The sequence below is a fragment of the Veillonella sp. genome (assembly GCF_019414865.1).
GTDB lineage: Bacteria > Bacillota > Negativicutes > Veillonellales > Veillonellaceae > Veillonella.
On the sequence record NZ_DXLG01000055.1, the window covers coordinates 1 to 9,928 of the forward strand.

10 protein-coding genes are annotated in these 9,928 nt (G+C 41.6%); 5 read left to right on the forward strand and 5 right to left on the reverse strand.

The genetic code is table 11. From position 1 onward, the window contains the following. Positions 1-80: 80 nt before the first annotated feature. From QZ334_RS04865 to QZ334_RS04885, 5 genes are all read left to right on the forward strand, one after another. Positions 81-566, forward strand: a complete 486-nt coding sequence (locus QZ334_RS04865) for a GNAT family N-acetyltransferase (protein WP_295232393.1) — start codon at positions 81-83, stop codon at positions 564-566. A gap of 206 nt (positions 567-772) precedes the next feature. Then, a complete protein-coding gene (locus QZ334_RS04870; protein ID WP_039969492.1) occupies positions 773-1,522 on the forward strand; it encodes a DUF969 domain-containing protein in 750 nt (249 codons plus the stop codon). A gap of 1 nt (position 1,523) precedes the next feature. Further along, the gene (locus QZ334_RS04875; RefSeq protein WP_295232396.1) at positions 1,524-2,453 is read left to right on the forward strand and encodes a DUF979 domain-containing protein; all 930 of its coding nucleotides are present in this window, start codon (positions 1,524-1,526) and stop codon (positions 2,451-2,453) included. Positions 2,454-2,570: 117 nt separating this feature from the next. Next, the gene (gene pcp, locus QZ334_RS04880; protein ID WP_295232413.1) at positions 2,571-3,224 is read left to right on the forward strand and encodes a pyroglutamyl-peptidase I; all 654 of its coding nucleotides are present in this window, start codon (positions 2,571-2,573) and stop codon (positions 3,222-3,224) included. Positions 3,225-3,407: 183 nt separating this feature from the next. Beyond that, positions 3,408-4,736 carry an S-layer homology domain-containing protein gene (locus QZ334_RS04885; protein ID WP_105089582.1) on the forward strand — a complete coding sequence of 443 codons (1,329 nt, stop codon included), beginning with the start codon at positions 3,408-3,410 and terminating at the stop codon, positions 4,734-4,736. A gap of 158 nt (positions 4,737-4,894) precedes the next feature. On the opposite strand, the gene rbsB is transcribed toward QZ334_RS04885, so the two are convergent. The 5 genes from rbsB to rbsK form a co-directional block, all read right to left on the reverse strand. Continuing rightward, positions 4,895-5,797: a ribose ABC transporter substrate-binding protein RbsB gene (gene rbsB / locus QZ334_RS04890; RefSeq protein WP_005387469.1), complete on the reverse strand. Its 903-nt coding sequence runs from the start codon at positions 5,795-5,797 to the stop codon at positions 4,895-4,897. 9 nt (positions 5,798-5,806) lie between these two features. Then, positions 5,807-6,742 (reverse strand): ABC transporter permease, encoded by a 936-nt coding sequence (locus QZ334_RS04895; RefSeq protein WP_295232401.1) that lies wholly within the window; start codon positions 6,740-6,742, stop codon positions 5,807-5,809. After that, a complete protein-coding gene (locus QZ334_RS04900; protein WP_295232404.1) occupies positions 6,742-8,223 on the reverse strand; it encodes a sugar ABC transporter ATP-binding protein in 1,482 nt (493 codons plus the stop codon). Before QZ334_RS04900 ends, QZ334_RS04895 begins: the two co-directional genes overlap by 1 nt. 72 nt (positions 8,224-8,295) lie before the next feature. Continuing rightward, a complete protein-coding gene (rbsD, locus tag QZ334_RS04905; RefSeq protein WP_295232407.1) occupies positions 8,296-8,709 on the reverse strand; it encodes a D-ribose pyranase in 414 nt (137 codons plus the stop codon). A 140-nt stretch (positions 8,710-8,849) separates the two neighbouring features. Continuing rightward, the gene (gene rbsK / locus QZ334_RS04910; protein ID WP_295232410.1) at positions 8,850-9,737 is read right to left on the reverse strand and encodes a ribokinase; all 888 of its coding nucleotides are present in this window, start codon (positions 9,735-9,737) and stop codon (positions 8,850-8,852) included. Between the last annotated feature and the right edge of the window lie 191 nt (positions 9,738-9,928).

Sequence of the window (9,928 nt, forward strand, 5' to 3'; positions counted from 1 at the left end):
ACATATAGGTGTATAATAACGTTCATAAGTAATAAATATACATAGTTTATGAATAAAAATATAGATATGAGGGAAAGACCATGAAAGAATTTAGACAATTAACTGTAGCAGATACAGCGGAATATCATAAGGTGTTAATTGACGGCTATGCAGCCATAAAAGACTATCCAATTACATTCGATGCTATCGATTTTACAGAGGAAGAATCTAAGGCGTGGATCGAAACTTATCCTGTATATGGATTGTATATTGATAGACAACTTGTAAGTTCTATTACATTCTGTATGCCATGGGTGAAATATTCTACACCAGATAAATTTCCACACATCGCTCACTTTGTAACAGCGCCTGAGTTCAAAGGTAAAGGATATGCTCGGGAAACATTGGGTTATGCTGAAGAATTATTGATTAACCAATTTAAAACACCAGCTGTTACATTGGGTACTGCAAAAGAACATCCGTGGTTGCCTAAAATGTATGAATCCTTTGGCTTTAAGGCTTATGACAAAGTTCATTTTAGAGGTAAACAACATACTACGATACTTTTCAAAAAAGATTTATTATAGAAAGCAAACCTTATACACTACTTACCTTTGATTTAGAATGTCTTTATAATGCGACATAATAACAGAATCAAATGTAATTGATGTATAAGGTTTATTTATTTATTTATGCAAAAAATATATATTTGGGTATATAATGTAAACATATGTAGTATGTCTGTGGACTATAGGTTAGGGTCATGGATGTTTTTTTGAAAGGATGTGAGACTATGTTAGTCTTATCTGGTATTTTAGTGATGGTCATCGGTCTGATGCTGCGCTTTAATGCCTTGTTAGTTGTCGTAGCCGCAGGTTTTGTAACGGGCCTTGCAGGTGGTCTCAGTATCAACGATATCGTTGGTGCCATTGGTGAGGCTTTCGTTAAAAATCGTTATATGTCATTATTTATTTTGATTTTACCTGTTATTGGTCTTATGGAACGTCACGGCTTGCGTGAACGGGCAGAAATTTTAATCGGTAAGATTAACGCAGCTACTGCTGGTCGTATCTTTATGATTTACTTATTTGTACGCCAAGTAACAGTAGCTTTTGGTATTAACATGTCCGGTATGGTTGCTATGGTTCGTCCATTGATCGCGCCTATGAGTGAAGCTGCTGTAGCGCAAGGTCGTCCAGTATCTCAACGAACTCTAGATAAGGTGCGCGGTATAGCTGCTTCTGCTGATAATACAGGTAACTTCTTCGGTCAAAACTTATTCCTTGCTGCTGGTGGTTTATTACTCATCAAAGGCGTTATGGAACAATTAGGCTATTCTGTTGAATTAACAGATATGGTATTGTACGGATTGCCAACTGCTGTTTGTGCATATATCGTTAACTTCATTCGCTTTATTATCTTCGACAAAACAATTCAAGCCTATGTAGCTCGTGACGAAGCAGATATGAAAGCTGGTAAATTAGTACCTAATGAATTTAATATCCTTGTTACACCAGAAGAATTAGCGAAAGGGGGCAAATAATATGTTAGAACTACTCTATAAAATGCAGCCCTTAGATTATGTATATCTTCTCGTAGGGATTATTCTATTTATCTTTGCTATTCAATCATTTTTAGATAAAGAACATAAATATCGCATTGGTACAGGCCTATTCTGGTTATTGTACAGCGTATCCTTTATCTTTGGGTCTTATCTCTCCAAGGAAATTAATGGTTGGCTCGTAATTGCTATGGCGGTTATCGTCTTGGTGAAACAACTTGGCAAAGGTCATTACTTTGAATCTCCTATTGAATTCAAAAAAGGCGAAGCAGTTCGTATTGGTAATGTTATTTTCGTACCGGCTTTACTTGTTGGTATCATCACATTTATCATTGGCTTCTTTACTAAATTAGGCGCTCTTGTAGGCCTTGGTATTGCAGCCATCATTGCTATGGGTGCTGCTCTTTACATCACTAAGGGTTCATTTAACCAAGGGTTCCATGAAGGTCGTCGTCTCATCGATGCTATCGGTTGGACTGCTATTTTGTCCCAATTATTAGCGGCCCTAGGCTATCTATTTAATTTGGCTGGCGTTGGTAAAATTATCTCCAGTGCTGTAGCTAGTGTGGTGCCTGCCGATAATGTATTCCTCGTAGTTGTAGCTTACTGCATCGGTATGGTCATCTTCACAATGATCATGGGTAACGCCTTTGCAGCCTTTGCGATGATTACAAGTGCTATCGGGGTTCCAATGCTCGTTGTAGCTCATGGTGCAAACCCAGCTGCTATTGGTGCTATCGCAATGCTTGCTGGCTATTGCGGTACTTTGATGACACCTATGGCGGCAAACTTTAATATCGTACCGGTAGCGCTCCTTGAAATGCGCGACCAATACGGCGTTATTAAAGCCCAACTTCCAATTGCATTGATTATGCTCGTATTAAATATCTTATTGATGTATTACTTTATTTAACCCTTTTCTATGAAAGTATGATATTCTTATGAAACAATATGATAAATCCTTTTAAGATTACGTGTCATGTTTGATTATTCTAATGCACCATAAGATATATCGTTATGAGGTAGTGTGATGAAAACAATTTTGATTACCGGTTTTGATCCATTTGGCGGTGAACCTATTAACCCAGCTTGGGAAGCGGTAAAAACAATGGATGGTTATACCGATGGTGATTATAAGGTAGTGACTCAAATGGTTCCTACTGTGCGTTACAAATCTGTTGATACTGTGAAAGCTGCGGCTGAAGAGTGCCAACCAGATTTCATTCTATGTGTAGGTCAAGCAGGCGGTCGCCCAGATATTACAGTAGAACGCGTTGCTATTAACTGTGATGATTTCCGCATCCCAGATAATGGGGGCAACCAACCGGAAGATGAACCTGTTGTAGCCGATGGCCCTAGTGCATACTTTGCGACATTGCCTATTAAAAACATCGTTAACGCATTGCATCAAAATGGTATTCCAGCTAAGGTTTCTAATACAGCGGGTACCTTCGTATGTAATCACTTGATGTATGGTGTATGTCATTATGCAGCGCAAAAGGGCAACATCAAAGCGGGCTTCATGCATATTCCGTACTTGCCATCCCAAGTAGTGGATAAACCAAATCAACCAAGCATGGCTGTTCAAACTGTACGTGCCACATTAGAAACCATCGTTCACGTATTAGCTCATGGTGAAAGCTACAAGGCACAAGATATTAACTATACAACACCTCACGAATAAAAATCTCAGAAGTACTAGTGTTTACTTCTGGGGAGTGTGTAGTGATAGATTTAGCTTTCAATCACTATATAATGTAAGATTTAGTTCTTGAGTACTATGTTATTTCGGTATGTACTTGAGTACATAAAATAAATTTAATATATGAGATATTGTGTGATATCTATATGAGAGAAGGTCTTTTTAATGAATAAAAAGTTGGTAGCAAGTTTAGTTTCCTGTATGGTATTAGGTTCTGTAAGTGTGTATGCAGCCAATCCATTTTCCGATGTAGATGCTTCTAGTTGGGCGTACCAATCTGTTGAGCAATTAGCGAATGCAGGGATTATTAATGGGTACCCTGATGGAACTTTCAAAGGGAACAATCCTATTACGCGATACGAAATGGCTCAAATGGTAGCTAAGGCGATGGCTAACCAAGATAAAGCCAATGCGGAACAACAAGCGATGATTAATCGTTTGGCCGATGAATTTGGAAATGAACTCAACACATTAGGTGTGCGAGTAGCCAAATTAGAAAATCAAGTAGGGAATGTAAAGGTGACTGGTAACTACCGTTTGCGTTACCGCGGCAGCGAGTTGAAAAATGATACCTATGCGTATGGTAAACATTCCTCCTTTGATTATCGTGCCCGTGTGATTTTTAATGCTAAGGTTAACGATAAAACTGATGCAGTCGTACGTATTCAAGGTTCTAGCGAATTCGGCAATAGCAATGCTACACAAGGTAAAATTAATCTTGCCTATGTAGATCATCATTTCGGTAAAGACACAACCTTGCGCGTAGGTCGTCAACTCTATACACCAGGCCTAGGCCTTATGTATGATGATCTCGTTGATGGTGCTCGCCTCATGTACAAACATGGCAAGCTCGATGTATCTGCTAGTTATGGTTACTGGTTGGGCGGTGCTCCTACTTACCAAACTAGAGAAAATACAGTTACTGCAGCTATGGTTGAAGTTAAGGGTAAACTTAATAAACATGTTACCCTTGGTGGTATGTATGGTCGTTTCCATGATGGTAAATTGTATCAAGGCCAAGATGTGGATGCGTTGACAGGCAAACAAGTTAAATCCTTTATTGATTCTCCATACAAAAATATTTGGGGCCTCAATACAAATATGAACTTTAACCGTTGGAATGTATTCGGCGAATGGCTTACAGCTCCAGGCGTTTCCGACTCTCATGCTTGGATGGCTAGTCTTGGCTATGGTAACTATGACATTAAGAAAGCTCATACTTATAGCGTACGCGGTCAATACTACTACCAAGAAGGGAACTCCCCAATCTTCAGTAGTGCCTTTGCGCCTGCGTATAGCTTCTACAATCAACATTATGTAGATAATAAGGGCGTAGCTCATGTACGCAATGGTTTCAAAGGCTTTGTAGCTAATGTAAACTATGTACCATTCCAAAACGTATCTATCGGTGCTTACTACGGCTTCGGTAATAAAGATATGGACGGTAATAAATTAGGCGATTACTGGCGTACAGATGTAAACTTCATGTTTTAATATATGTTGTTTTCATAACATCACTTTCTTTAAGAAAACACTATAAGAGTATATATTTTGGTTGATAAACGTTATATAGGATTAACTAAAATACATATAATAAAGACCCCGACATCAATTTGATGTCGGGGTTTTCTGTACCCAGTTTCTATTTACAATTATTTTGTAACAACTTTAAGATCTACAGGGATTTTAGCTTCTACAGCTTCGCCTTTGATAACTTTTTGAGCTGTATCGATAGCGATTTTACCCATTTGGTCTGGTTGTTGAGCAATTGTTGCAGCCAATGTGCCGTCTTTAACAGCTTTGTCTGCATCAGCAGTACCGTCAAAGCCTACGATGAAGATTGTTTTGCCTGCGGATTTAGCTGCTTGGATAGCGCCCAATGCCATTTCGTCGTTATGAGCAAAGATAGCTTGTACGTCAGGGTTAGCTTGCAAAATGTTTGTTGCTACGTTCAAACCTTTTGTACGGTCGAAGTCAGCACTTTGTTTTGCTACTACTGTTAAGTCTTTGTCAGCTACGTTGTGGAAACCTTGGCCACGTTCACGTGTTGCGGAAGCACCAGGGATACCTTCGATTTCAGCTACTTTTGCAGCTTTGCCTACTTTATCAACGATAAGTTGTGCAGCCATTTCGCCACCTTTTACGTTATCGGAAGCGATGTGAGCTACTACTTTGCCTTTGTCAGCAGAGCGGTCAACAGTGATTACAGGAATGTTTTTAGCATTTGCTGCTTCTACGGAAGTAGAGATAGCTGCAGAGTCTACAGGGTTGATAATCAATACAGAAACGCCACTTTCAAGTAAGTCGGAAATATCGTTTGCTTGTTTAGCTGGGTCGTTTTGAGCATCAACGATTTTAACTTTAAGACCAAGCGCTTTAGCTTGAGCCTCAACGCCTTCTTTCATAGTTACGAAGAATGGGTTGTTCAATGTGGAAACAGAGAAGCCGATTGTGCCGGATTTTTTGTCGCCGCCGTTATCAGCGCTTTTACCACAGCCTGCTACAAGACCGATAACCATAACGGCCATCGCCAACAGTAACAATAGTTTTTTCATAGGAACCTCCTAGGCTTTCTTACGGTCTGCAAGAACAGCCAGTAAAATAACAATACCTTTTACAACTTGTTGATAGAAACTGGAAACGTCGAGAATATTTAACCCGTTGTTGAGGGTACCGATAATTAGGGCACCAATTAATGTGCCAACGATATGACCACGACCACCAGCAAGGCTTGTGCCGCCAAGAACTACGGCCGCGATAGCGTCAAGTTCGTAGCCTGCACCTGCTGTAGGTTGTGCAGAGTTAAGACGAGATGTGATAATTGCACCAGCGATACCACAGAGCATACCAGTTAAGGCATACACGAAGATTTTAACGCGGTCAATCTTGATACCAGCAATGTAACTTACCTTTTCACTACCACCTACGGCGTATGTTTTACGGCCTAAGGCTGTGCGGCTCAATACGAACCAGAGGATGATGAAAGCAAGGAACATTGTGATAGCTGGCACTGGAAGGCCTGCAATATCTCCTTGGCCAAAGCCGTGGAATAGAGGGTCTTGGGTAAGGCCGGAGATTGGGTTACCGTCTGTGAATACTAGTGTCGCACCACGGTAGATGGTCATGGTCGCCAAGGTCGCAATAAATGGAGCTACGCGGCCATAGGTGATAACGAGACCGTTAATACCGCCCAATACAAGGCCCGCACCTGCGGCTAATACGATAGCCAATACAGGGTCAGTACCAGTTACGATGAGGTTGGCCATCACTGCACTGGAGAGGGCAAGGATGGAACCAACGGATAAGTCGATACCGCCCGTTAAGATGACGAACGTCATACCAAAGGCGATGATTGCATTGATGGATACTTGGCGCAACAAGTTACGCAAGTTAGAGAATTCAAGGAAACTGTCGTTCATGACAGAGATAATGATAAATAATAGGATGAGGCCGATGAGAGGGCCTAATTTTTTTACATATTGTAGAGCTTTGCTGTCCATTATTGTCCTCCTGTGGCTAATGTCATAATCGATTCTGGTGTTGCATCGCTGCGGTCCAAGATACCTGCTACGCGACCTTCATGAATGACCATAACGCGGTCGCTCATGCCCAGCACTTCAGGTAACTCAGAGGACACCATGATAATGGACACACCGTCGTTCGTTAATTCGTTCATTAAATCATAAATATCACGTTTCGCACCTATGTCGATACCGCGTGTCGGTTCGTCCATGATGATAATGGATGGTTTTTTACCAACCCATTTCGCGATAACCACCTTTTGCTGGTTACCACCGGATAGGGACGATGCAGGTTCGTGAATAGATTGTGTTTTAACGCCTAGTTTTTTAGACAATTCGTCAGCAAAGGAATTGAGTTTGCCCTTATCCAATATATGAGATGGGCAAATTTCGCCAAGGTTCGGCAATGTAATATTGGAACCGATGGAGAAATCGAGGATCAAGCCTTCGCTCTTTCTGTTTTCTGTGATGAAAGCAATGCCAGCTTTGATGGCATCTTCTGGTTTTTTACAGTTCAGAACGGAGCCGTTAACTGTTACGGTACCGCCATTGTGTTTATCTACACCAAAGATAGCGCGCATAATTTCTGTACGGCCAGCACCCATAAGGCCTGCTACGCCGAGGATTTCGCCTTTGCGCAAGGAGAAGGAAATGTCGTTGTCGAAACCTTCTGGTTTGAGGTTATCTACGCTCATCACAACCTCGCCAGGAGTTGTGGTGCGAGCAGGGTAGAACTCGTCGATAGAACGGCCTACCATGTGGCGTACCACTTCGTCTACAGAAATCTCAGCAGTTGGTTTTGTAATGATGGTGTGACCATCGCGCATAACTGTGATCGTATCGCATTCGCTAAATACCTCTTCCATACGGTGAGATATATATACGATAGCAACGCCGCGGGCTTTCATTTTGCGCATCATGTTAAACAATGTCGCCGTTTCACGCTCTGTAAGGGCCGCTGTTGGTTCGTCCATGATGACAACCTTGGCATCTAACATCAAGATGCGAAGGATTTCCGTCATCTGTTGGTGACCAACGGAGCAAAGGCCTGCCTCAGTTGTGAGTGGCAATTCGATGCCTAGCTCGCGACATGTATTTTCTGCCTCAGCGAGCATCGCTTTTTTATCGAGCATACCAAATTTATTGCGCTTTGGTCTCATTAGATATAGATTTTCTAACAATGTTAGATTTGGCCAAATGTTGAGCTCTTGGTGGATAAAAGCCACACCGTTTAGCTCGGCCTCTCTCGGGTTCGGGAAGGTGCGCTCTACGCCGTCGATGGTAATTGTACCAGCGTCTGCCTTGTGAATGCCCGTAAGGATATTCATGAGGGTGGACTTGCCGGCCCCGTTTTCGCCCATCAAGGCGTGAACCTCGCCCTCCTTGAGGGTAATACTTACATCGCGCAGTACTTGGTTCGTACCAAATGCCTTTGCAATGCCTGACATAACAATTTCCATAACTACTCCTATATGATTGGTGAAAGTATCTATTGATGTATGCTTACAATCCTAGTTGGTTAATCTATTATGCTAGGGACGATCGCTGAAAATACAATCGGCACGCAAGATAATGTTTGCATACGGAGATGCTTCACCAGTTCGAATAATGCATTTGCATTGTTTTGTAGCTTCTTTGAAAGCTTCATGGCTTATTTCAATCCATTCGTATTGATCGGATGGGAAGGTAGACTCCAAGAAGTCATAAGCCTTAGGATTATTTTCTTTAATTTCTGTTGCCACATGAACTGCTTCGGATTTCATATGCTTAGCGATGATGGATACTACTTGCTCAAAGCTTGGTACACCGAAATCTAAAGCTAAGTCGATTTTTTGAACCCCTTCAGGTACTGGTAAGCCACAGTCGGAGATACAAATTGTATCTGTATGACCAAGATCTGCAAGCACCTTAGCGATATGACTATTTAAAATGCCGTGTCGTTGCATGGTAAACTCCTTTTATATTCTGATGGTTGAGGTTTAACACCTCGGCCATTAAATCTCTTTTTTATAGATAGCAGATACATTCGTTATATGAGAATGCATAACTTGTATTGAATAGAGGTTTTAAAGTCCTATTCAATATTTTAATTCTCTGCTAAGAATGCAGTGACCTCGTCCTTTGTAGGCATGCCACCTTGTGCTCCTAAGCGTTGGATGGAGAGGGCTGCGGCCGCGTTGCCGTAGTGCAATGCGTCGGCTAAGCTTTTACCATTAACGATAGCCGTTGCAAAGGCACCGTTGAAGGTATCGCCTGCGCCAGTAGTATCGACTGGTTCAACCTTAAAGCCAGATACGGTGTGGATTTCGCCATTATCTGCATAACCTACGCCCTTGCTGCCGAGGGTAACGATGATTTTATTTTCGTTCGCTAGTAATGTTTCCTTTGTAGATTGCTTAGGGTAGAGAGCAGATAGCTCATGCTCATTAGGCGTAATATAGGTTGCCAATTCTAACCATTCAGGATTGAGGTCCGCCGCTGGAGCTGGATTTAAGAGGACTTTTACATTCGCCTCGTGACAACGACGAACGATGTATTCGATGGTTGGAATAGGAATTTCGTTTTGCACCATTACGAGATCTGCTTGCTCGATAGCAGACCAAGCGTTATCTACAACGTTTTTGTCAACCTTAGCATTGGCGCCTGCAATGACGATGATGCTGTTATCGCCTTCAGCCAATGTAATGTGGGCTGTACCCGTCGTAGTATTTGGTACAGTAACGATGTAATCTGTATTGATGAAATTTTCTTTTAGATTATCTAAGATCATTTGGCCGTATGCATCTTCGCCGATGCAACCAACCATAGTAACCTCTGCACCGAGACGAGCAGCAGCTACCGCTTGGTTTGCACCTTTACCGCCATGTGCGATGTGCAATTCGTTGCCCATGATTGTTTCGCCTGCCGCCGGACGTTTATCCGCGAGCACTACAATATCCATGTTGCAACTACCAATAACAACAATGCGATTCATAATAACTCCTTAATCAGCCTCAGCCCTAAGTGGGACTAAAAATGGATATCGTTAATTTTTATACATAAATTTCTCGATATTTTATGCGGAGAAATGTATATATAAATGGTATCGATAACCGCATAGGCGTTTACTTTCACATATCTATTAGTATAACTTAATCATTTATTAGTATAGCCTAAATACAAAAG

Coding starts and splice junctions, on each gene's coding strand:
- QZ334_RS04865 (WP_295232393.1), top strand. CDS start 81: ATGAAAGAATTTAGACAATTAACTGTAGCAGATACAGCGGAATATCAT.
- QZ334_RS04870 (WP_039969492.1), top strand. CDS start 773: ATGTTAGTCTTATCTGGTATTTTAGTGATGGTCATCGGTCTGATGCTG.
- QZ334_RS04875 (WP_295232396.1), top strand. CDS start 1,524: ATGTTAGAACTACTCTATAAAATGCAGCCCTTAGATTATGTATATCTT.
- pcp (WP_295232413.1), top strand. CDS start 2,571: ATGAAAACAATTTTGATTACCGGTTTTGATCCATTTGGCGGTGAACCT.
- QZ334_RS04885 (WP_105089582.1), top strand. CDS start 3,408: ATGAATAAAAAGTTGGTAGCAAGTTTAGTTTCCTGTATGGTATTAGGT.
- rbsB (WP_005387469.1), bottom strand. CDS start 5,797: ATGAAAAAACTATTGTTACTGTTGGCGATGGCCGTTATGGTTATCGGT.
- QZ334_RS04895 (WP_295232401.1), bottom strand. CDS start 6,742: ATGGACAGCAAAGCTCTACAATATGTAAAAAAATTAGGCCCTCTCATC.
- QZ334_RS04900 (WP_295232404.1), bottom strand. CDS start 8,223: ATGGAAATTGTTATGTCAGGCATTGCAAAGGCATTTGGTACGAACCAA.
- rbsD (WP_295232407.1), bottom strand. CDS start 8,709: ATGCAACGACACGGCATTTTAAATAGTCATATCGCTAAGGTGCTTGCA.
- rbsK (WP_295232410.1), bottom strand. CDS start 9,737: ATGAATCGCATTGTTGTTATTGGTAGTTGCAACATGGATATTGTAGTG.